This window comes from Streptomyces sp. NPDC041129 (genome assembly GCF_055592265.1).
Genome location: NZ_JBVIYV010000001.1, coordinates 1,161,374 through 1,181,675 on the forward strand (window position 1 = coordinate 1,161,374; position 20,302 = coordinate 1,181,675).

General features: G+C 70.0%; 21 protein-coding genes. 11 read left to right on the forward strand and 10 right to left on the reverse strand.

Annotated elements, in window-relative coordinates; translation table 11 throughout:
* From ACZ6B1_RS05030 to ACZ6B1_RS05055, 6 genes are all read right to left on the reverse strand, one after another.
* Nucleotides 1–738, reverse strand: a complete 738-nt coding sequence (locus ACZ6B1_RS05030; RefSeq protein WP_468776032.1) for a TerD family protein — start codon at nt 736–738, stop codon at nt 1–3.
* 177 nt (nt 739–915) lie between these two features.
* Complete coding sequence (locus ACZ6B1_RS05035) at nt 916–2,055, reverse strand: DUF475 domain-containing protein (RefSeq protein WP_468775044.1); 1,140 nt, start codon at nt 2,053–2,055, stop codon at nt 916–918.
* A 256-nt stretch (nt 2,056–2,311) separates the two neighbouring features.
* A complete protein-coding gene (locus ACZ6B1_RS05040) occupies nt 2,312–2,890 on the reverse strand; it encodes a TerD family protein (protein WP_358927190.1) in 579 nt (192 codons plus the stop codon).
* Between the two features lie 116 nt (nt 2,891–3,006).
* Nucleotides 3,007–3,582: a calcium homeostasis/redox stress adaptation protein gene (locus tag ACZ6B1_RS05045; RefSeq protein ID WP_116151371.1), complete on the reverse strand. Its 576-nt coding sequence runs from the start codon at nt 3,580–3,582 to the stop codon at nt 3,007–3,009.
* 114 nt (nt 3,583–3,696) lie between these two features.
* The gene (locus tag ACZ6B1_RS05050; protein ID WP_468775047.1) at nt 3,697–4,155 is read right to left on the reverse strand and encodes a peroxiredoxin; all 459 of its coding nucleotides are present in this window, start codon (nt 4,153–4,155) and stop codon (nt 3,697–3,699) included.
* 126 nt (nt 4,156–4,281) lie between these two features.
* Nucleotides 4,282–4,719 (reverse strand): DUF3052 domain-containing protein, encoded by a 438-nt coding sequence (locus ACZ6B1_RS05055; RefSeq protein WP_468775048.1) that lies wholly within the window; start codon nt 4,717–4,719, stop codon nt 4,282–4,284.
* Between the two features lie 406 nt (nt 4,720–5,125).
* Between ACZ6B1_RS05055 and aceE the strand changes: the two genes are divergently transcribed.
* Both aceE and ACZ6B1_RS05065 read left to right on the forward strand, forming a co-directional pair.
* Complete coding sequence (aceE, locus tag ACZ6B1_RS05060) at nt 5,126–7,873, forward strand: pyruvate dehydrogenase (acetyl-transferring), homodimeric type (RefSeq protein WP_468775050.1); 2,748 nt, start codon at nt 5,126–5,128, stop codon at nt 7,871–7,873.
* Nucleotides 7,874–7,960: 87 nt separating this feature from the next.
* Entirely contained in the window at nt 7,961–8,704 is a 744-nt protein-coding gene (locus ACZ6B1_RS05065) for a potassium channel family protein (protein WP_468775052.1), read from the forward strand.
* Nucleotides 8,705–8,850: 146 nt separating this feature from the next.
* On the opposite strand, the gene ACZ6B1_RS05070 is transcribed toward ACZ6B1_RS05065, so the two are convergent.
* Both ACZ6B1_RS05070 and ACZ6B1_RS05075 read right to left on the reverse strand, forming a co-directional pair.
* Nucleotides 8,851–9,159, reverse strand: coding sequence for a small hydrophobic protein (locus tag ACZ6B1_RS05070; protein ID WP_174266320.1), 309 nt, complete (start codon nt 9,157–9,159; stop codon nt 8,851–8,853).
* Nucleotides 9,160–9,395: 236 nt separating this feature from the next.
* The gene (locus ACZ6B1_RS05075; protein WP_468775054.1) at nt 9,396–11,015 is read right to left on the reverse strand and encodes an MFS transporter; all 1,620 of its coding nucleotides are present in this window, start codon (nt 11,013–11,015) and stop codon (nt 9,396–9,398) included.
* Nucleotides 11,016–11,128: 113 nt separating this feature from the next.
* Here ACZ6B1_RS05075 and ACZ6B1_RS05080 point away from each other — a divergent pair, with 113 nt between their 5' ends.
* From ACZ6B1_RS05080 to ACZ6B1_RS05090, 3 genes are all read left to right on the forward strand, one after another.
* Complete coding sequence (locus tag ACZ6B1_RS05080) at nt 11,129–11,755, forward strand: TetR family transcriptional regulator (protein ID WP_468775056.1); 627 nt, start codon at nt 11,129–11,131, stop codon at nt 11,753–11,755.
* A 92-nt stretch (nt 11,756–11,847) separates the two neighbouring features.
* Nucleotides 11,848–13,065, forward strand: coding sequence for an alpha/beta hydrolase (locus ACZ6B1_RS05085; RefSeq protein WP_468775059.1), 1,218 nt, complete (start codon nt 11,848–11,850; stop codon nt 13,063–13,065).
* 66 nt (nt 13,066–13,131) lie between these two features.
* The gene (locus tag ACZ6B1_RS05090) at nt 13,132–13,986 is read left to right on the forward strand and encodes a DUF4429 domain-containing protein (RefSeq protein WP_468775061.1); all 855 of its coding nucleotides are present in this window, start codon (nt 13,132–13,134) and stop codon (nt 13,984–13,986) included.
* A gap of 21 nt (nt 13,987–14,007) precedes the next feature.
* Here ACZ6B1_RS05090 and ACZ6B1_RS05095 read toward each other — a convergent pair whose 3' ends face one another.
* Nucleotides 14,008–14,463 (reverse strand): MerR family transcriptional regulator, encoded by a 456-nt coding sequence (locus ACZ6B1_RS05095; RefSeq protein WP_468775063.1) that lies wholly within the window; start codon nt 14,461–14,463, stop codon nt 14,008–14,010.
* A 110-nt stretch (nt 14,464–14,573) separates the two neighbouring features.
* On the opposite strand from ACZ6B1_RS05095, the gene ACZ6B1_RS05100 reads away from it, so the two are divergent.
* Together ACZ6B1_RS05100 and ACZ6B1_RS05105 are read left to right on the forward strand one after the other, a co-directional pair.
* Complete coding sequence (locus ACZ6B1_RS05100; protein ID WP_468775065.1) at nt 14,574–15,044, forward strand: GNAT family N-acetyltransferase; 471 nt, start codon at nt 14,574–14,576, stop codon at nt 15,042–15,044.
* 18 nt (nt 15,045–15,062) lie between these two features.
* Entirely contained in the window at nt 15,063–15,884 is an 822-nt protein-coding gene (locus ACZ6B1_RS05105; RefSeq protein WP_468775067.1) for a serine hydrolase domain-containing protein, read from the forward strand.
* A 46-nt stretch (nt 15,885–15,930) separates the two neighbouring features.
* Here ACZ6B1_RS05105 and ACZ6B1_RS05110 read toward each other — a convergent pair whose 3' ends face one another.
* The gene (locus ACZ6B1_RS05110; RefSeq protein WP_468775069.1) at nt 15,931–16,581 is read right to left on the reverse strand and encodes a pirin family protein; all 651 of its coding nucleotides are present in this window, start codon (nt 16,579–16,581) and stop codon (nt 15,931–15,933) included.
* 75 nt (nt 16,582–16,656) lie between these two features.
* Here ACZ6B1_RS05110 and fasR point away from each other — a divergent pair, with 75 nt between their 5' ends.
* From fasR to ACZ6B1_RS05130, 4 genes are all read left to right on the forward strand, one after another.
* A complete protein-coding gene (gene fasR, locus ACZ6B1_RS05115; RefSeq protein WP_468775071.1) occupies nt 16,657–17,862 on the forward strand; it encodes a fatty acid biosynthesis transcriptional regulator FasR in 1,206 nt (401 codons plus the stop codon).
* 89 nt (nt 17,863–17,951) lie between these two features.
* The gene (locus tag ACZ6B1_RS05120) at nt 17,952–18,899 is read left to right on the forward strand and encodes an ACP S-malonyltransferase (RefSeq protein WP_468775073.1); all 948 of its coding nucleotides are present in this window, start codon (nt 17,952–17,954) and stop codon (nt 18,897–18,899) included.
* Nucleotides 18,900–18,916: 17 nt separating this feature from the next.
* Entirely contained in the window at nt 18,917–19,948 is a 1,032-nt protein-coding gene (locus tag ACZ6B1_RS05125) for a beta-ketoacyl-ACP synthase 3 (protein ID WP_468775075.1), read from the forward strand.
* An 80-nt stretch (nt 19,949–20,028) separates the two neighbouring features.
* The gene (locus ACZ6B1_RS05130) at nt 20,029–20,277 is read left to right on the forward strand and encodes an acyl carrier protein (protein WP_133921367.1); all 249 of its coding nucleotides are present in this window, start codon (nt 20,029–20,031) and stop codon (nt 20,275–20,277) included.
* Nucleotides 20,278–20,302 lie beyond the last annotated feature (25 nt).

Here is a 20,302-nt window from a genome sequence, read left to right on the forward strand (position 1 = left end):
CTACTGCTCAACCTTCGACTTGTAGCCCCGTCCCCAGGTCAGTCCCCATCCGTACAGCCGGTCCAGTTCGCCCTGGAAGCCGTAGACGAACTTGACCTCGCGCCGGACGACCAGCTCCCCCTTCACGTTCTCGATCATCACGACCGCGCAGGACCGGGCCTGGGGATGGCGTTCGTCCAGGCCTATCTCGATGCGGGGCCCGTTGCTGGGGTAGAGCGTGACGATGGCGTGCGTGCGGTCGAAGGCCGGTGTGCGGTCGTAGATGTACACGAACACCAGGAGCCGCTTGATGGCGTCCCGGTGGTCCAGGTTGACGTACATGGTCTCGCCGGACGCCGAGCCGAACCGGTCGTCGCCGCTGAGCTTGATGTAGGGCGGTGCGTTGACGTCGCCGAGGTAGCCGCCGAGGGGCTGGACGACCCCCTTGGTGCCGTCGGTCAGCTCGTACAGGCAGCCCAGGTCGAGGTCGACGTTGACCATGCTCTCCCCGTGGCCGAGCACCTCCGGCGGTTTCAGGGCCCGGAAGGGGTGCCGGAAGAGGCTGGTGCGCTGGGTGATGTCGAAGTCGGAGGTCCGCATCCGCCAGGTCAGGTTGACGCGCAGGTGGCCGGTGGCCGCGTCCTGTCTGGTGAGGGACACCTGCTGGTGCCGCCGGGTCAGTTCGATCGCGTTGCTCGCGGCGCTGCCCGAGTCGAACTCGGCGGCGCGTCCGCCGCGCAGCCCGTCGAAGAATCCCATTCCCGCCCCCAGGTACTCGTCTCGAACGCCGTCGGGGCGGCCGACCACGTCGGCCGCCCCGATCAGAGCGTTCCTCACGGCGCGGGGCGTCACACCCCGTCACGTCCCTGATCTTGCCCTTAGGGGCCCCTCGCCGGTCCTTTCCGGACGAGGCGGCCCCGGGGCTCACCAGGGCTGTCAGACCCCGGAGGAGACCTCCGCCTTCTCGTCGGAGCCCTCGCCCGCGGCCGCGAGGGCGCGGTTGCGGCGCACGGAGGACCAGAAGGACCAGGCGATCAGGACGACGCCGACGAGACCGGTGATGACCTCGTTGATCTCGTACTGGATGGTGACCATGAGGATCACGGCCAGGGCGCCGATGGCGTAGTGGGCGCCGTGCTCGAGGTAGACGTAGTCGTCGAGGGTGCCCTGGCGGACCAGGTACACGGTCAGGGACCGGACGTACATGGCGCCGATGCCGAGGCCGAGCGCCATCAGGACGATGTCGTTGGTGATGGCGAAGGCGCCGATCACACCGTCGAAGGAGAAGGACGCGTCCAGGACCTCGAGGTAGAGGAACATGAAGAACGCCGCCTGGCCGGCCAGGACGACCGGCGAGCGCTTCTTACCGGCGCGCGCGGCCTCTTCCTCCTCCTCGTGCTCGCGCTCCTCCTGCTCCTCGAGGCGGTCCTCGAAGAAGCCGGAGAGACCGCCGACGATCATGTAGGTGATCAGGCCGGCGATGCCGGCGATCAGGACCGTCTGTGCCTTGTCGACGTGGGCGCCGCCGTGCTGGTGGGCATGGGTGGCGAAGGTGAAGGCGGTGACGAGCAGGACGATCAGGGCGATGCAGACCGACAGCATGTCGACCTTGCCGAGCTTGGCGAGCGGCCGCTCGATCCAGCGCAGCCACTGGATGTCCCGGTCCTCGAAGATGAAGTCGAGGAAGATCATCAGCAGGAACATGCCACCGAACGCGGCGATCGCCGGATGGGCGTCGGTGACGAGTTCCTGGTAGCGGTCCTTGTTGTTGAGCGCGAGGTCGACGGCCTCGATCGGGCCCATCTTGGCGCTGATCGCGACGATGACGACGGGGAAGACCAGCCGCATGCCGAACACCGCGATGAGGACGCCGACGGTGAGGAAGATCTTCTGCCAGAAGGCGCTCATCTTCTTCAGGATCCCGGCGTTGACCACCGCGTTGTCGAACGACAGCGAGATCTCGAGGATGGCGAGGATCGCCACGATGCCGAAGGCGGTCCACCCCCCGTAGAACGCGGCCGCGACAAGGCCGAGCGCGGTGACCGCGAACGACCAGCCGAAGGTTTTCAGAAGCACTGGCTACCCCATCGTGTTGTGGGGGCACCTCCCAGACGATGTCTGGGGGGAGAGTTTCCCCCGCGCCGTACTCGGCTTTGCTAAATGTTGACCACGAGTCTAGAGGGGCACGGCGCCAGGAGGGGCGGCGAGGGGACAACCGTCACAACACCGCAGGTCCCCGCCTCGCGCCGACAGCGCACCTACCCCCCTCGAAGATCACGGCGGCGGGTGAGGTGACCCCCGGCCGCCTCGTTCGCGCGCGCCGTGTCCGGCTTCAGGAGACGTTGACTCCGAAGTCCAGGGCAATGCCCCGCAGACCCGACGCGTACCCCTGACCCACGGCCCGGAACTTCCACTCGCTCTGGTACCGGTACAGCTCGCCGAAGATCATGGCGGTCTCGGTGGAGGCGTCCTCGCTGAGGTCGTAGCGGGCCAGTTCCTGGCCGTCGGCCTGGTTGACCACACGGATGAAAGCGTTGGAGACCTGGCCGAAGGTCTGGCCCCGCTCGTCGGCGGCGTGGATCGAGACGGGGAAGATGATCTTCTCGCACTGGAGCGGGACCTTGGTCAGGTCCACCAGGATCGACTCGTCGTCGCCCTCTCCCTCACCGGTGAGGTTGTCGCCGGTGTGCTCGACGGAGCCGTCGGGGCTCGTGAGCTGGTTGTAGAACACGAACCAGTCGTCGCCCAGCACACGGTTCCCGGCGCCGCACAGCAGGGCACTGGCGTCCAGGTCGAAGGGGGCGCCCGTGGTGGAGCGCGCGTCCCAGCCGAGCCCGATCATGACGTTGGTGAGGTTCGGTGCGGCCTTGGAGAGGGAGACGTTGCCTCCCTTGGCGAGCGTGACGCCCATGATGCTGGTCCTCCCCTAGTGGTGCTTGTTTGGTTGTCCTGCACTCCCCCAGACGGGGCACCCCCAGGCGCCGCCCGCGAACGGTGCGGCGCCTGGGGGTGGTGCTGCCGTATGTGTCAGACGTTGACGCCGAAGTCCTGGGCGATGCCGCGCAGACCGGAGGCGTACCCCTGGCCGATGGCGCGGAACTTCCACTCCGCGCCGTGCCGGTAGAGCTCGCCGAAGACCATGGCGGTCTCGGTGGAGGCGTCCTCGCTGAGGTCGTAGCGCGCGATCTCCTGCTCGCCCGCCTGGTTCACCACGCGGATGAACGCGTTGCGGACCTGACCGAAGGACTGCTGGCGGTTCTCGGCGTCGTAGATCGACACCGGGAAGACGATCTTCTCGACGTCGGCCGGCACGCCGGCCAGGTTGATCTTGATCTGTTCGTCGTCGCCCTCGCCCTCACCGGTGATGTTGTCACCGGTGTGCTCGACCGACCCGTCGGGGCTCTTGAGGTTGTTGAAGAAGACGAAGTGCTGGTCGCTCGCGACCTTGCCGGAGTTGTTCAGCAGCAGCGCGCTGGCGTCGAGGTCGAAGTCGGTGCCGGTCGTGGTGCGCACGTCCCACCCCAGACCGACGATGACGGCGGTCAGGCCCGGGGCCTCCTTCGTCAGCGATACGTTGCCGCCCTTGCTGAGGCTGACTCCCACGGGTCCTCCATGTGGTGTTCAGGGGCCGGAAGCCCCGTCGTGCTTCGGATATGGGATCAACGTGCCGATCCTAGTGACGGGTTCCCGGTCTCCGCAGACCCTGGACCCGGAGGATCACAGGGTGTCGAGCGCCTTCACGTACTCGTTCAGGTCCCGGGCGTCCGGCAGTCCGTTGACCACGGTCCACCGCACGACGCCCTCCTTGTCGATGATGAAGGTGCCCCGGACGGCGCAGCCCTTGTCCTCGTCGAAGACGCCGTAGGCGCGCGAGACGTTGCCGTGCGGCCAGAAGTCGCTCAGCAGCGGGTACTCCAGGCCCTCCTGCTCGGCGAAGACGCGCAGGGTGTGGATGGAGTCGTTGGAGACGGCGAGGAGCTGGGTGTCGCGGTCGGTGAACTTCGGCAGGTTGTCGCGCAGCTCGCACAGCTCGCCGGTGCACACGCCGGTGAAGGCGAAGGGGTAGAAGAGCAGCACCACGTTCTTCTCGCCGCGGAAGTCGGAGAGACTGACGGTGCGGCCGTGGTTGTCCTTGAGCTCGAAATCGGGCGCCTTGTCGCCGACCTGGATCGCCATCGTCGTGCATCCCTTCGGTGGGCTGTTCGGGTCAGAGCGCGGCAAGCGCTCGGTTCCACCCTACGCAGCGATCACCGGTGGGCCCTCGGCGGCCGGACCGGGCCCGAGGGCCCGGTCCGGCGGCGGTCACTTCTTCGACTTGGCGGCCTTCGGCGTCGCCAGACGGCTGCCGCTCCAGTCCTTGCCGACACTGACGCTCTTGGACGCGGTCAGGCCGGCCGTCGTCGCGGCCTCCGAGATGTCGCTCGGCTCCACGTATCCGCTGCGGCCGGTCTTCGGCGTGAGCAGCAGGATGGCGCCGCCCTCCTCGATGTACGTCGTGGCGTCGACGAGCGCGTCGGTGAGGTCACCGTCCTCGTCGCGATGCCACAGCACGACGGCGTCGGCCACGTCGTCATATTCCTCGTCCATCAGGTCGCCCTCGACGGCTTCCTCGATGGCCTCGCGGAGCTCCTGATCGACGTCGTCGTCGTAGCCGATCTCCTGGACCACCTGCCCGGGCTGGAACCCCAGCCTGGCGGCAGGGTTCGTCCGCTCCTCCGCGTGGTCCGCGGTCGCGCTCACGGTTTGCCTCCTGATCAGTCTTGGTGAATATCTCAGCCACGCGCGGGCGCGAAGCATTGGCCGTAGTCCACACGGGCGGGACGGATCGCGCAAGTACCCGGCCGTCCAGACCGCCGAAACGGTGACGATCCCGGCCGTGTCGGCGCAACTCCTGGCACCGTATCCCGATTCATCGTGGCCCACATCACACGCTTGTGCCCGCTTTATCCCATTCGGAATCATCCAGTCAAACGACTCTCGAACAAGTTTGGCAAGCCTGTCACACCCCGGGCGTATCGTTGCGTTTTGACCGACCCTGTGTGCCGGTTACCCCACGGTAGAGATGACGTACGTCTTCCCGAGGTACACGATGGGGAACGGTGTAGGCACGAGTGAAAAAGTGGCCCTCCGACAGGTAAGGAACAGCGTGGCTTCCGGATCCGATCGCAATCCGATCATCATTGGCGGCCTTCCGAGTCAGGTTCCTGACTTCGATCCCGAAGAGACCCAGGAGTGGCTCGACTCCCTCGACGCCGCGGTCGACGAGCGCGGCCGGGAGCGGGCCCGCTATCTCATGCTCCGCCTGATCGAGCGGGCCCGCGAGCGGCGCGTGGCCGTGCCCGAGATGCGCAGCACGGACTACGTCAACACGATCCCCACCAGGGCCGAGCCGTTCTTCCCGGGCAACGAGGAGATCGAGCGCAGGATCCTCAACGCGACGCGCTGGAACGCGGCCGTGATGGTCTCGCGCGCCCAGCGCCCCGGTATCGGCGTCGGCGGTCACATCGCCACCTTCGCCTCCTCCGCCTCGCTGTACGACGTGGGCTTCAACCACTTCTTCCGCGGCAAGGACGAGGGCGACGGCGGCGACCAGGTCTTCTTCCAGGGCCACGCCTCCCCCGGCATCTACGCGCGCGCCTACCTGCTCGACCGCCTCACCGAGAAGCAGCTGGACGGCTTCCGGCAGGAGAAGTCGAAGTACCCCGACGGCCTGTCCAGCTACCCGCACCCGCGGTCCATGCCGGACTTCTGGGAGTTCCCGACGGTCTCCATGGGCCTCGGCCCGCTCGGCGCGATCTACCAGGCGCGGATGAACCGCTACATGGAGGCGCGCGGCATCGCCGACACCTCCAGGTCGCACGTGTGGGCGTTCCTCGGCGACGGCGAGATGGACGAGCCGGAGTCGCTCGGCCAGCTGAGCATCGCCGCCCGCGAGGGCCTGGACAACCTGACCTTCGTGGTCAACTGCAACCTGCAGCGCCTGGACGGCCCGGTGCGCGGCAACGGGAAGATCATCCAGGAGCTGGAGTCGGTCTTCCGGGGCGCCGGCTGGAACGTGATCAAGCTGATCTGGGACCGCTCCTGGGACCCGCTGCTCGCCCAGGACCGGGACGGCGTGCTGGTCAACAGGATGAACACCACGCCGGACGGCCAGTTCCAGACGTACGCGACCGAGACCGGGGCGTACATCCGCGATCACTTCTTCGGTGACGACCACCGGCTGCGCGCGATGGTCGAGAACATGAGCGACCACCAGATCCTGATGCTGGGCCGAGGCGGGCACGACCACCGGAAGATCTATGCGGCGTTCAAGGCGGCCGTGGAGCACAAGGGCCAGCCGACGGTCATCCTGGCGAAGACGGTCAAGGGATGGACGCTGGGCCCGAACTTCGAGGGCCGCAACGCGACGCACCAGATGAAGAAGCTGACGGTCGACGACCTCAAGCGCTTCCGTGACCGGCTGCACCTGCCGATCTCCGACAAGGAGCTGGAGTCCGGCGCGCCGCCGTACTACCACCCGGGGCGGAACTCCGAGGAGATCCAGTACATGCACGACCGGCGCCGGCAGTGCGGCGGGTACGTGCCGACCCGGGTCGTTCGCTCCAAGCCGCTGGCCCTGCCGGACGACAAGGCGTACGCGACCGTGAAGAAGGGCACCGGTCAGCAGTCCATCGCCACGACCATGGCGTTCGTACGGCTGCTCAAGGACCTCATGCGGGACAAGGAGCTCGGCAGGCGGTTCGTGCTGATCGCGCCGGACGAGTACCGCACGTTCGGCATGGACTCGTTCTTCCCGAGCGCGAAGATCTACAACCCGCTCGGCCAGCAGTACGAGGCGGTCGACCGCGATCTGCTGCTCGCGTACAAGGAGTCGCCGACCGGCCAGATGCTGCACGACGGCATCTCCGAGGCGGGCTGCACGGCCTCGCTGATCGCGGCCGGATCCGCCTACGCCACGCACGGCGAGCCGCTGATCCCGGTGTACGTCTTCTACTCGATGTTCGGTTTCCAGCGCACCGGCGACCAGTTCTGGCAGATGGCCGACCAGCTCGCGCGTGGATTCGTACTGGGCGCGACCGCGGGGCGTACGACCCTGACCGGTGAGGGTCTGCAGCACGCGGACGGCCACTCGCAGCTCCTCGCCTCGACCAACCCGGCGTGCGTGGCCTACGACCCGGCGTACGCCTACGAGATCGCGCACATCGTGCAGGACGGCCTGCGCCGGATGTACGGCAGTGACGCCGAGCACCCGCACGGCGAGGACGTCTTCTACTACCTCACCGTCTACAACGAGCCCATCCAGCACCCGGCCGAGCCGGCGAACGTGGACGCCGAGGGCATCGTCAAGGGCGTGTACAAGCTGAGCGAGGGCACCGGCGGCTCGGTACCGGCGCAGATCATGGCGTCCGGTGTCGCGGTGCCGTGGGCGCTGGAGGCCCAGCGGCTCCTCGCCGAGGAGTGGGACGTCAAGGCGGACGTGTGGTCGGCGACCTCGTGGAACGAGCTGCGCCGCGAGGCCGTGGCCTGCGAGGAGCACAACCTGCTGCATCCGGAGGAGGAGCAGCGGGTGCCGTACGTGACGCGGAAGCTCAGCGGCTCCGAGGGGCCGTTCGTGGCCGTGTCCGACTGGATGCGGTCGGTGCCGGACCAGATCGCGCGCTGGGTGCCGGGGACGTACCAGTCCCTCGGCGCGGACGGCTTCGGCTTCGCCGACACCCGTGGCGCGGCGCGTCGGTTCTTCCACATCGACGCGCAGTCGATCGTGGTCGGGGTGCTGACCGAGCTGGCCCGCGAGGGCAAGGTCGACCGGTCCGTGCTCAAGCAGGCCATCGACCGGTACCAGCTGCTGGACGTGACGGCGGCGGATCCGGGGGCGGCGGGCGGCGACGCGTAGCGCTGCGCGGCCTGTGAGAGGGCTCTGGGCGTGAGGGCGGCGGAGTTCGAGTCTCCGCCGCCCTTACGCGTTCTTTACGATGCGGGCATGGAGACGAATGCGGCGCAGGTGCGGTGGGAGCGGCTCACCCAACGACCCCTGCTGGCGCTGACCGTGGCCTTCGCCGTCGCGTACGCCGTGCCCATCGTGGACGCTTCGGCGGGGCACTCGCTGACGGCCCTGTGCACGGCGGTGGAGTGGGTGGTGTGGGGCGCCTTCGCCGTGGACTACCTCATGCGGCTGGCGCTCGCGCCCCGGCGCGGGGAGTTCGTGCGCCGGCACTGGCCCGATCTGTGCGCGGTGGTGCTGCCGGTGCTGCAGCCGCTCAGGCTGCTGCGGCTGGTTTCGACGCTGCTTCTGGTGGGGCGGCGGGCGCGGATGGCTCCGCAGATCCGGCTGACGACGTATGTCGTGGGGTCGGTGATCGGGCTGCTGATGTTCGGCTCGCTGGCGGTGCTGTCGGTGGAGCGGGAGTCGCCGGACGGGAACATCCGGACGCTGGGTGACGCCGTGTGGTGGTCCTTCACGACGATGACGACGGTGGGGTACGGGGACCACGCGCCGACCACCGGGCTGGGACGGATGATCGCGGTCGGGCTGATGCTGTCCGGGATCGCGTTGCTGGGTGTGGTGACGGCGAACATCGCGGCGTGGTTCATCTCGCGGTTCGAGAAGGACGACGTGGAGGAGCGGCGGCAGACGGAGGCGATCGCCGCGCTGGCGGAGGAGGTCCGGTTGCTCCGGGCGGAGGTGGCTCGGCTGGCCGGGGAGCGGGAGGGGCAGCGGCGGTGAGGGTCGGCTCCGCCGGGTGGCTGGGAGTTGGCCTGGCTGCGGTGCCGTGAGGCTTCTGCTGCGCCGGGGTTCGCTGGTCGCCAGTTCGGGACGCCGACGCCCGCAGCTCCGGCCTGGAGCTGCGGGCGTTGAGGTCGGGGGTCGGCTCAGAGGAGGCCGTGGCCCCAAGTGGCCGCGCCTGCGAGGGCGATGAGGGACAGCAGGGTGTCGATCGCGCCCAGGACCAGGGCGACCACGGCCGGGATGTTGCGGTCGGTGGACCATTTGCGGCCCATGGACTGCCAGCCGCAGAACATCGCCACCGGGCCGAGAATGATCCCCAGTGCGAAGAATCCGGCGACCGCGCAGACGGTTCCGATGATCCCGAGCGTCGCGCGGTCCGGCCCGGTCCGCTGCCACGAACGGCCGCGTGACCGGGGGTACCCGCGCGTTCCGTGCCCGAAGCCAGCCATCATCAACTCCCTGGTGGTCATGGTCAGTTCGGCCTCACTCGGCGGGTACCCCGGTTTTCCCCGGACAGACCTGCGCGCGCTGCCCCCCTCCAGCAGCGCGCGCCGCGGCCCGGCGGCCCTCGCATGCCCTGCGGAGGACCTGACCCACTGTGACCTGCGGCGCGCACCCGGAGCGAGGGATCTTGAGCGGAGTCACCCTGATGAGCGAACTCCGCCGGGAACATGCATGGGACGGAAAGTCAGATGTGACCGACTCCCGCGCCCGCCTCCGCGTTCACGCCCCGCTTGGTGAGGAACGCGACCAGCACAGCGACCGCCGCCACGCCCGCCGCGACCAGGGAGGCCAGGCTCATGCCGGAGATGAAGGTGTCGTGGGCGACCGTGGTGATCTTCGCGACGAGAGCCTCCGGCATGCCCTTGGCCACCGGTGCCACGCCCACCTGGACCGCCTCGGAGGCCTGGTCGAGCTGCTCCGGGGTCAGCTTCGGCAGCCCCGCGCCGGCCCAGTTGCCCGGCAGCTCGCTGTCGACCCTGGAGGCCATCACGGCACCCAGCACCGCCGTACCGAGGCTGCCGCCGATCTGCATGGCCGCCTGCTGGAGGCCGCCCGCCACACCGGACAGCTCCATGGGCGCGTTGCCCACGATCACCTCGGTGGCGCCGACCATGACCGGCGCGAGGCCGAAGCCCAGCAGGGCGAACCAGATCGACATCAGACCGCTGCCGGTGTCGGCCTTCAGCGTCGACATGCCGTACATGGCGATGGCGGTGGCCGCCATGCCGCCGGCCAGCGGGATGCGCGGGCCCAGCTTGGTGATCGCGGCACCCGCGAGCGGGGAGCCGACGATCATCATGCCGGTCAGCGGAAGCAGGTGCAGGCCCGCGTCGATGGGGCTCATGCCGTGGACGTTCTGGAGGTAGAACGTCACGAAGAACAGACCGCCCATGAAGGCGATCGCCATCAGGACCATCAGGACGACGCCTGCGGTCAGCGGGATCGAGCGGAACATGCCCAGCGGGATCAGCGGCTCGGCGACCTTCGTCTCCCAGACCGCGAACAGGACGAACAGCAGCGCCGAGGCGCCGATGAAGCCCCAGGTCTTGAGGTCGCCCCAGCCCCAGGTCGGCGCCTTGATGAGCGCCCACACCAGGCAGAACATCGCGCCGGACAGCAGCACGATGCCCGGCAGGTCGAAGGAGCGCGGCGCGTTCTCGGCACGGTGGTCCAGCAGGATCAGCAGGCCCAGCAGCAGGGCGAGGACGCCGACCGGCACGTTGATGAAGAACACCGACTGCCAGTTGACGTGCTCGACGAGGACGCCGCCGAGGATCGGGCCGCCCGCGGTGGAGGCGCCGATGACCATGCCCCAGATGCCGATCGCCATGTTCAGCTTCTCGGCCGGGAAGGTGGCCCGCAGCAGGCCGAGCGCGGCCGGCATCAGCAGCGCGCCGAACAGACCCTGGAAGACGCGGAAGGTGACGACCGCGGCGATGCTGTTCGACAGGCCGATGGCGCCCGAGGCGGCGGCGAAGCCGGTCACGCCGATCAGGAAGGTCTGCCGGTGGCCGAAACGGTCACCCAGCTTGCCCGCGGTGATCAGGCAGACCGCGAGGGCCAGGAAGTAGCCGTTGGTGATCCACTGGACGTCGGCGAAGCTCGCGCCGAGGTCCTTCTGGATGGCCGGGTTGGCGATGGCCACGATGGTGCCGTCGAGGGCCACCATCATGACGCCTACGGCGACGGTGATGAGGGTGAGCCATGGGTGGCCGCGCAGCCCCGCGGCCGGGGCCGGACCCGACGGGTCGGTCGATGCCCGGTCCCCCGGTCCCGTCGTGTCGATGGTGGTCTGACTAGTCATACCTTCGAGGCTAGTGTCAGTCGCTGACAGTTGACAAACCAAATCACAAGTCGGTAACTGACACGACACCAGCGCATAGCCTGAGCTGGGGGGACATTTCACGGGAGAGGCCAATGGAGACGCTGCGCGACCGCAAGAAGCGGCGCACCCGGGAGGCGCTGCTGCGGGCCGCTCTCGAACTGTTCACCACGCAGGGCTACGAGTACACCACCGTCGACGAGATCGCCGAGGCCGTCGACGTCTCGCAGCGCACCTTCTTCCGTTACTTCGCCGGCAAGGAGGAGGTGGCCTTCGCCGTCCAGGAGATGACGGAGGCACTCTTCGTGGAGTCCGTTCGGGCGAGGCCCGCGCACGAGGCGCCGATGGAGGCGCTGCGGCAGGCGGTCCTGGAGGGCTGGGAGGCGATACAGGAGACCGTCGACTCGGCCGTCCCGGTGGAGCTGTACCTGCGCATGTACCGGACCATCGAGTCGACGCCCGCGCTGCTCGCCGCCCATCTGCGACGTTCTGTGGCCACCGAGGAGACGATCGCGCGGCTGCTCGCCGAACGGGAGGGCGTCGACGTGGACACCGATCCGCGGCCGCGGCTGGCCGTGGCCGTGTTCGGCGGGGTGATGAGGGTCACCGAACGGCAGTGGTGCACGGGTGACGACTTCAGCCTGGAGGCGATCCGACGGCTGACCGCTTCGTACCTGGACCAGTTGGGCTCGGCGCTGACCGGGAACTGGCGCGCGGGCTGAGGGCGTCGGGGGAGCGTTCGACCTTTACCGAAACGTGATACCCATCACTCGGTTACCCCGAGACCCTCCCGTTCTCCTAGTGTGTCCTCCCAGTGACTTCCTTCGACACCTCCCCGCCCCTCAACGTCTGGCGCGCCATGCTCGCGCTGTCCGTCGTGTTCGTGATGCTCGCGACCACCGGCTGGACGGCCATGCGCACCCACCGGGAGTCGACCGCGCTGCAGCACTCGCTCGACAAGTGGGAGCACGGCACGCTGCGGGGCCTGCGCCTGCCGGACCCCGAGTCGGCCCCCGCGCGCCTGACCCGGTTCTTCGCCTCGCTCACCGCGCACGAGCGCGACCGGCTGGTCCACCGCTACCCCCTGGCGGTCGGCAACATGAACGGCGCCCCCGCCAAGCTGCGCTACCGCGCCAACCACATCGCGCTGGGCCAGGCGCGTGAGGTCGAGCGCGAGCGCATGCACGACAACAGGATCAGCAGGGCCGGGCAGCAGGACGCGGGCCAGCGGATGGAGCGCTACGAGGCGCTGATGCGTCCCGGGCGGCACGTCCTCGCCTTCGACCCCGCGGGCTCGGGCCGGGTCGCGGAGGTGTTCGGCAGCCTCGCCAAGGCCGACCGGATCTCCGTGGTCGTCCCCGGTGTCGACACCGACCTGCTCACCTTCCAGCGCACGTACCGCAGGTACAGCGCCCCGGTCGGCATGGCCAAGGCCCTGTACGCGGCCGAGCGGGCGGAGAGCCCCTCGACGCGCACGGCCGTGATCGCCTGGGCCGACTACACCGCACCGGACGGACTCGGTGTGGACGCGGCCACCGGACTGCGCGCCGAGGAGGGCGCCGTCCGTCTGAACGCGCTGCTGCGCGGCCTGCCCGGCCGGGCGCCGGTGTCGATGTTCTGCCACAGCTACGGCTCGGTGGTCTGCGGGGTCGCCGCGCACGGCATGCCGGGCCGGGTGTCCGATCTGGCGGTGGCCGCGAGCCCCGGCATGCGCGCCGCGAGCGCCTCCCGCCTGGGCACCTCGGCCCGGGTGTGGGCGATGCGGGACGCCAGCGACTGGGTGCAGGACGTGCCGTACCTGGAGCTCGGCGGGCTCGGCCACGGCGCCGACCCGGTGTCCCCGGCGTTCGGCGCGCGGGTCCTCTCGGCCCTTGACGCGCAGGGCCACAGCGGCTACTTCCAGCCGGGCACGGACAGCCTGCGCAACCTCGCGCACGTCGGCGTCGGCGCGTACGACGCGGTGACGTGCGCACGCGAAGACGATGCCTGCCGGGCGGATCTGCCCCGCACGACAACGGCCGGACGCGCGTAGAAACAGCAGGAAGTGCGGTCTGCGCGGGTGGCGACGGAGGAGCACGTGCCGCATACGATGAGCCGCATGGGTGACGTACTGGCGGGTTTTCATGCCGTCTGGGAGTTCGAGTCCGACTCCGTGCTCATCCGTTACGAACGGGGGATTCGGACACCCAGGCTGTTCCAGGCGCTGGGCGAGCGGCGCATTCCGCTGGCCGCGGTCGAGGAGGTGACCCTCACTCCCGGCAAGCGCGGCTCCGTCGTACTGCGGCTGCGGCCGCGACCCGGCGCCGATCCCCTGATGGACGCGGCGGCCGGGCAGTTGCGGGAGAGTTCCGACCCGTACCGGCTGGTGCTGCCGGCCGAGCGGGCGACCCTCGCCGAGTACTACGCCGACGAGCTGAAACCGCTGCTGACCGAGTTCGGGCCGGAACCCGCCGAGCGTTGTCTGGTGGCCGTCCCCGAGGCCCCGCTGCAGTTCAAGGCGTACGACGGGAAGGCGACCTTCGACGGGACCTCCGTACGGTTCCGCTGGTCCTGGACCGGTGCGTCCTCGGCGAAGTGGAAGGCAGGGGACCAGAGTTGGCGGGTCGCCGACCTCAGCGGAGTGGAGTGGCGTTCGCCGGAGGTCTTCGAGGGGCATCTGCGCCTGGTACCCCGCGACGGCGGCTCCACCCGCCCCGCGCAGCCCGACCAGGATCCGGCGGCCGTCGTCTTCGGCCTCGGCTACGGGCCGGTGCACGAGTCCCTGCCGTTCGCCGCCGCCGTCCTCGCGGCGCTGCGGAGCCGCGGACCGGTACCGGTGGCACCGGCCCCGTCCCGGCGGGACCCGGCCGACATCGCCGAGCGCATCCGGCATCTCGGGGAACTGCACCAGGCGGGCCTGGTCACCGACGAGGAGTTCTCCTCGAAGAAGGCCGAGTTGCTGGCCGAGCTGTAGCGGTCCCGCGCCGCCGGCGGGTCAGCGCTCCGTGGCGTAGAAGCTGATCTTCCGGTCCAGCACCGCCAGGGTGTCGTGCAGTTCGGCGATGCGGGCCAGGACGTCCCGGCGGGTCGACTCCAGCAGTTCCTGGCGCTCGGCGTAGGTGCTCTCGCCCTCCCGCACCAGCTCCGCGTAGCGGACCATGTCGGCCACCGGCATGCCGGTCAGCCGGAGCTTGTTCACGAACTCCAGCCAGTCCAGGTCCCGGTTGCTGTAGCGGCGCTGACCGGTGTGCGAACGGTCGACGTGCGGCATCAGGCCGATCCGCTCGTACCAGCGCAGCGTGTGCGCGGTCAGACCGGTGAACGCGACGACCTCGCTGATCGTGTAGCGGTCCTGGCCTTCGGGGCGGGGGTGGCGCCGGGGCGGGGCGGAGCAGATGTCGGCGGGGGTTGCTTGCCCGGCGGCCGCCGGCGGGGTCTGCGTCACCGTCATGCCCCCAACGCTATGGCCTTGGAGTGCACTCCAGGCAAGCGGCTCCGGAGAAAAGGGGTGTGGGGAAAACGGCGCGACGGGCCGGCGGTGCGGTGGTTAGCGTGCCAGGCATGAGTCTCGTACGCCGGGCCGAGCCCGAGGACGCCGCGGAAGTGCTGCGGCTGCGCCAGGTCATGATCGACTCGATGGCCCACGCCGACCGGTCCACCGACTGGCACGCCGAGTCCCTCCCCACCCTGCGGGCGAGGCTCGCGGAACCGGAGGGGGACTTCGTGGCCTTCGTCGTGGACCGTCCGGAGCGGCCGGGGACGCTGGCCGCGCTGGTGGCGGGCACGCTCGACTACCGGATCGGCCGGGCGGCCAACCCGCGCGGCACCGTCGGGTACGTCTTCAGCGTCGCCACCGACCCCGACGCCCGCCGGCGCGGGTACGCGCGCGCGTGCATGGACACGCTCCTCGGCTGGTTCCGCGAGCGCGGTGCCGACCGGGTGCAGCTCACCACGTCCGTGGAGGGCGCGCCGCTGTACGCCTCGCTCGGCTTCCGGCCCAAGCCCGACCCGTTGCTGGAGCTGCGGCTCTGAGCGCATAGGCTCGGCCCCATGTCGTTGAACAGCCTGGCGTCGATCGAGAACTGGCCGGTCCCCACCGCAGCGGCGGGCGTGGTCCGCGCGGACGGCACCGTCCTGGGCACCCACGGCCCGGCCGCGCAGCGGTTCCCCCTAGCCTCGGTCACCAAGCCGCTGGCGGCCTACGCCGTGCTCGTCGCCTACGAGGAGGGTGCGATCGAGCTGGACGAGCCGGCCGGCCCGCCCGGCGCCACGGTCCGCCATCTGCTCGCGCACACCTCCGGGCTGGCCTTCGACGAGCACCGGGTGATGGCTCCGCCCGGGGAGCGGCGGCTGTACTCCAACGCGGGGTTCGAGCAGCTCGGTGATCAGGTCGCCAAGGCGACGGAGATCCCGTTCGCCGAGTATCTGCGGCAGGCGGTGCTGGAACCGCTGGGCATGACGTCGACGTCGCTGGCGGGGTCGCCGGCGAAGGACGGGGTGTCCACGGTGGCGGATCTGCTGCGGTTCGCCGCCGAGATCCAGGCGCCGCGACTGCTGGATCCCCGCACGGTGGCCGCGGCGATGAGCGTGCAGTATCCGGGGGTCAAGGGGGTGCTGCCGGGATACGGGCACCAGAACCCCAACGACTGGGGGCTGGGGTTCGAGATCCGGGACTCCAAGTCGCCGCACTGGACGGGGGCTTCGTCGTCGCCGCGGACGTTCGGGCACTTCGGACAGTCCGGTACGTTCCTGTGGATCGACCCCGACGCGGGGGTCGCCGGGGTCGCGCTGACCGATCGGGCGTTCGGGCCCTGGGCGGTGGAGGCGTGGCCGGTGTTCACGGACGCGGTGCTGGCGGAGTTGCGGGGCTGAGGCCCGCTGGGGCCGGAAGGCCGGCGGGGAGCCGTCAGGGCATCGGCTAGGGCATCTCCCACATCAGCAGTTCCGCCGACGTCACCCCTCCGGCGTCCAGCCCCTCGGCGTCCGTGACGCGGGCCGAGTCGCCCTCGCCCAGGGTCTCATCCCCCAGGATGATCTCGCCCCGGACCACGTGGACGTACACATGGGGCGCGTCCGGTACCGCCGTGCGCTCCCCCGGTGTCAGGCGCCGGACGTGGAGCATCGCGCCGGCGGCCGGGAGGGCGTAGGGGGTGGAGTCGGCGATGCCGGGGATGATCGCGTAGGACGGGTCGCCGCCCGGCTCCAGCGGGGCCAGCCACATCTGGACGAAGGTCAGCGGTGTGTCCCCCTCGTTGCGTTCCACATGGCGGACGCCCGCCGCTGCGGCGAGGTGCTGGACGTCGCCGGGCCGTACCTTCGTCTCGTGTCCCGTGGAGTCACGGTGAGTCAGTTCGCCCTCGACCACCCACGTGACGATCTCGGTGTGGCTGTGCGGGTGCTCGTCGAAGCCGGAGCCGGGGGCGAGCCGCTCCTCGTTGCAGGCGATCACCGCGCCGAAGCGCAGGTTGCCGGGGTCGTAGTGCGGGCCGAAGGAGAAGGCGTGGCGGGATTCGATCCCCGCCTCCGGTTCCCCTCCGCGGTAGCGCTCACCGGCGCGCCGTACGTCCATCACAGGCACCACCGTAGACCGCGCACGGCACCCCGCCGACGCATGCTCCCGTCCCGATAAGGCAGTCTTGTCCCCGTGCCCGAACCCGAAACCCGTAGCGGCGGACCCGCAGCGCACGCCGTCCACCCGCACTCCGCGACCCTGAAGCGGCTGGAGAGGTCCTCCGGGAGCCTCGCCGCGCAGGCCATCGCACGCATGGACGAGACCCTGCCGTGGTACCGGGCCATGCCGCCGGAGAACCGTTCCTGGATCGGACTCGTGGCACAGGCGGGCATCGCCGCGTTCACCGAGTGGTTCCGGCACCCCGACGCGCCGCAGGCCATCTCCACGGACGTCTTCGGGACGGCGCCCCGCGAGCTGACCCGGGCCATCACGCTGCGGCAGACCGTGGAGATGGTGCGGACCACCATCGAGGTGATGGAGTCCGCCATCGACGAGGTGGCGGCCCCCGGGGACGAGAGCGTGCTGCGCGAGGCCCTGCTCGTGTACGCCAGGGAGATCGCGTTCGCCACCGCCCAGGTGTACGCCCAGGCCGCAGAGGCACGCGGTGCCTGGGACGCACGGCTGGAGTCGCTGGTGGTCAACGCCGTGCTCAGCGGGGAGGCCGACGAGGGCGCCGTCAGCCGGGCCGCCGCGCTCGGCTGGAACTCGCCCGACCATGTGTGCGTCGTGCTCGGCACCGCGCCCGACGGGGACAGCGAGCTCACCGTCGAGGCCATCCGGCGGGCCGCGCGCCACGCCAAGCTGCAGGTGCTGACGGGGGTGCTCGGGGACCGGCTGGTGGTGATCGCCGGCGGCAGCCCCAATCCGCTCGCCGTCGCCAAGTCGCTGATCGGGCCGTACGCCGCCGGTCCGGTCGTCGCCGGGCCCGTCGTACCCGACCTGCTGGCCGCCACCCGGTCCGCGCAGGCCGCGGCGGCGGGACTGAAGGCGTGTTTCGCCTGGCAGGACGCGCCGCGGCCGGTGCTGGCGGACGATCTTCTGCCGGAGCGGGCCATCGCCGGTGATCCGGGCGCGCGCGAGCAGTTGGTGGAGGAGATCTACAGACCACTGGAGGAGGCCGGGTCGGCGCTCCTGGAAACCTTGAGTGTCTACCTGGAGCAGGCGAGCAGCCTGGAGGGCGCGGCCAGGATGCTGTTCGTTCACCCGAACACCGTGCGCTACCGGCTCCGACGTGTGACAGACGTCACCGGATGGTCGCCCTCGGATGTACGATCCGCGTTCACGCTGCGGATCGCGCTGATCCTGGGGCGTCTGGCCGACGGTGAACCCCAGGCCTAGGGTTTTGTCGGGGGTCCACAAAACCCCTACGTGTTCTTCGTCCCTGTCCTCACGGGCGGCTTCGGCCGTCCCCAAGAGAGAGTGTGAGAGTGCTCGTACTCGTCGCTCCCGGCCAGGGCGCCCAGACGCCCGGCTTCCTGACCCCCTGGCTCGAACTCCCCGGTGCCGCGGACCGCGTCGCCGCGTGGTCGGACGCCATCGGCCTCGACCTGGTCCACTACGGCACCCAGGCCGACGCCGACGCCATCCGTGACACCGCGGTGGCCCAGCCGCTGCTGGTCGCCGCCGGGATCCTGTCCGCCATGGCACTGGGTGACATGTCGGAGATCGCGCCCGGCGCGGTCGCCGGCCACAGCGTGGGTGAGATCACCGCCGCCGCTTTCGCGGGCGTTCTGGACGACACCGCGGCGCTCGGCCTCGTCCGCCGTCGTGGGCTCGCGATGGCCGAGGCCGCCGCGATCACCGAGACCGGCATGTCGGCGCTGCTCGGCGGTGACCCCGAGACCTCCGTCGCGCACCTGGAGAAGCTGGGCCTGACCCCGGCGAACATCAACGGCGCGGGCCAGATCGTCGCCGCCGGCACGCTGGAGCAGCTCGCCGCGCTGGCCGAGGACAAGCCCGAGGGTGTCCGCAAGGTCGTCCCGCTGAAGGTGGCCGGCGCCTTCCACACGCGCCACATGGCCCCCGCCGTCGAGGCGCTGGCCGAGGCCGCGGCGCGGCTGGCGCCCGCCGACCCGAAGGTCCCCTACGTCTCCAACAAGGACGGCCGCCAGGTCGCCTCCGGCGCCGAGGTGCTGGAGCGGCTGGTCGGCCAGGTCGCCAACCCGGTGCGCTGGGACCTGTGCATGGAGACGTTCAAGGAGCTCGGCGCCACCGCGCTCATCGAGGTGTGCCCCGGCGGCACGCTGACCGGTCTGGCCAAGCGCGCGCTTCCCGGTGTGCGCACGCTCGCCCTGAAGACCCCCGACGACCTCGACGCGGCCCGCACGCTCATCGCCGAGACTGCGACACCTGCCGCTGACGCGGCGAGCGCCTGACAAGGAGCCCAAGACCCATGTCGAAGATCAAGCCCAGCAAGGGCGCCCCGTACGCGCGCATCCTCGGCGTCGGCGGCTACCGGCCGACCCGCGTGGTGCCCAACGAGGTGATCCTGGAGAGGATCGACTCGTCCGACGAGTGGATCCGTTCGCGCTCCGGCATCGAGACCCGGCACTGGGCGGGCCCCGAGGAGACGGTCGCCGCGATGTCCGTCGAGGCGGCCGGCAAGGCGATCGCCGACTCCGGCATCGACGCCGAGCAGATCGGCGCCGTGGTCGTCTCGACCGTCTCGCACTTCAGCCAGACCCCGGCCATCGCCACCGAGATCGCCGACAAGCTCGGCACGAACAAGGCCGCCGCCTTCGACATCTCGGCCGGCTGCGCGGGCTTCGGCTACGGCCTGACCCTCGCCAAGGGCATGGTGGTGGAAGGTTCCGCCGAGTACGTGCTCGTCATCGGTGTGGAACGGCTCAGCGACCTCACCGACCTGGAGGACCGGGCCACGGCCTTCCTGTTCGGCGACGGCGCCGGCGCGGTCGTCGTCGGCCCCTCGCAGGAGCCGGCCATCGGCCCGACCGTGTGGGGCTCCGAGGGCGACAAGGCCGGCACCATCAAGCAGACGGTCTCCTGGGACCGTTTCCACGTCGGCGACCTCGCCGAACTGCCCCTCGACAGCGAGGGCAACGTCAAGTTCCCTGCGATCACGCAGGAGGGCCAGGCGGTGTTCCGCTGGGCCGTGTTCGAGATGGCGAAGGTCGCCCAGCAGGCGCTGGACGCGGCCGGAATCAGCCCGGACGACCTGGACGTCTTCATTCCGCACCAGGCCAACGTGCGGATCATCGACTCGATGGTGAAGACGCTGAAGCTGCCGGAGCACGTCACGGTCGCCCGTGACATCCGCACCACCGGCAACACCTCGGCCGCCTCGATCCCGCTCGCGATGGAGCGGCTCCTGGCGACCGGGGAGGCGAAGAGCGGCGACACCGCGCTCGTCATCGGATTCGGGGCGGGTCTCGTCTACGCCGCCACGGTCGTTACCCTCCCCTAGGCACTCCGTGCCGGATCTCGCTTCCGGCCCGGTGCAAACTGCCACAAACCGTCTGGATTATCGAAGAAGGAGCGCCTGACATGGCCGCCACTCAGGAAGAGATCGTCGCCGGTCTCGCCGAGATCGTGAACGAGATCGCCGGGATCCCCACCGAGGACGTCCAGCTGGACAAGTCCTTCACCGACGACCTGGACGTCGACTCGCTGTCCATGGTCGAGGTCGTCGTCGCCGCCGAGGAGCGCTTCGACGTGAAGATCCCGGACGAGGACGTCAAGAACCTCAAGACCGTTGGTGACGCCACCAACTACATCCTCAAGCACCAGGCCTGAGTCACCCCTTAGGCCGTCAGGCTGC

What these genes read in the sequence shown, in the direction of transcription:
- ACZ6B1_RS05070 (WP_174266320.1), bottom strand. Translation starts at nt 9,159, where the DNA reads ATGATGGCTGGCTTCGGGCACGGAACGCGCGGGTACCCCCGGTCACGC.
- ACZ6B1_RS05030 (WP_468776032.1), bottom strand. Translation starts at nt 738, where the DNA reads ATGGGATTCTTCGACGGGCTGCGCGGCGGACGCGCCGCCGAGTTCGAC.
- ACZ6B1_RS05080 (WP_468775056.1), top strand. Translation starts at nt 11,129, where the DNA reads ATGGAGACGCTGCGCGACCGCAAGAAGCGGCGCACCCGGGAGGCGCTG.
- ACZ6B1_RS05125 (WP_468775075.1), top strand. Translation starts at nt 18,917, where the DNA reads ATGTCGAAGATCAAGCCCAGCAAGGGCGCCCCGTACGCGCGCATCCTC.
- ACZ6B1_RS05095 (WP_468775063.1), bottom strand. Translation starts at nt 14,463, where the DNA reads ATGACGGTGACGCAGACCCCGCCGGCGGCCGCCGGGCAAGCAACCCCC.
- ACZ6B1_RS05050 (WP_468775047.1), bottom strand. Translation starts at nt 4,155, where the DNA reads ATGGCGATCCAGGTCGGCGACAAGGCGCCCGATTTCGAGCTCAAGGAC.
- ACZ6B1_RS05105 (WP_468775067.1), top strand. Translation starts at nt 15,063, where the DNA reads ATGTCGTTGAACAGCCTGGCGTCGATCGAGAACTGGCCGGTCCCCACC.
- ACZ6B1_RS05075 (WP_468775054.1), bottom strand. Translation starts at nt 11,015, where the DNA reads ATGACTAGTCAGACCACCATCGACACGACGGGACCGGGGGACCGGGCA.
- ACZ6B1_RS05110 (WP_468775069.1), bottom strand. Translation starts at nt 16,581, where the DNA reads ATGGACGTACGGCGCGCCGGTGAGCGCTACCGCGGAGGGGAACCGGAG.
- ACZ6B1_RS05100 (WP_468775065.1), top strand. Translation starts at nt 14,574, where the DNA reads ATGAGTCTCGTACGCCGGGCCGAGCCCGAGGACGCCGCGGAAGTGCTG.
- ACZ6B1_RS05130 (WP_133921367.1), top strand. Translation starts at nt 20,029, where the DNA reads ATGGCCGCCACTCAGGAAGAGATCGTCGCCGGTCTCGCCGAGATCGTG.
- ACZ6B1_RS05090 (WP_468775061.1), top strand. Translation starts at nt 13,132, where the DNA reads ATGGGTGACGTACTGGCGGGTTTTCATGCCGTCTGGGAGTTCGAGTCC.
- ACZ6B1_RS05040 (WP_358927190.1), bottom strand. Translation starts at nt 2,890, where the DNA reads ATGGGCGTCACGCTCGCCAAGGGAGGCAACGTCTCCCTCTCCAAGGCC.
- ACZ6B1_RS05065 (WP_468775052.1), top strand. Translation starts at nt 7,961, where the DNA reads ATGGAGACGAATGCGGCGCAGGTGCGGTGGGAGCGGCTCACCCAACGA.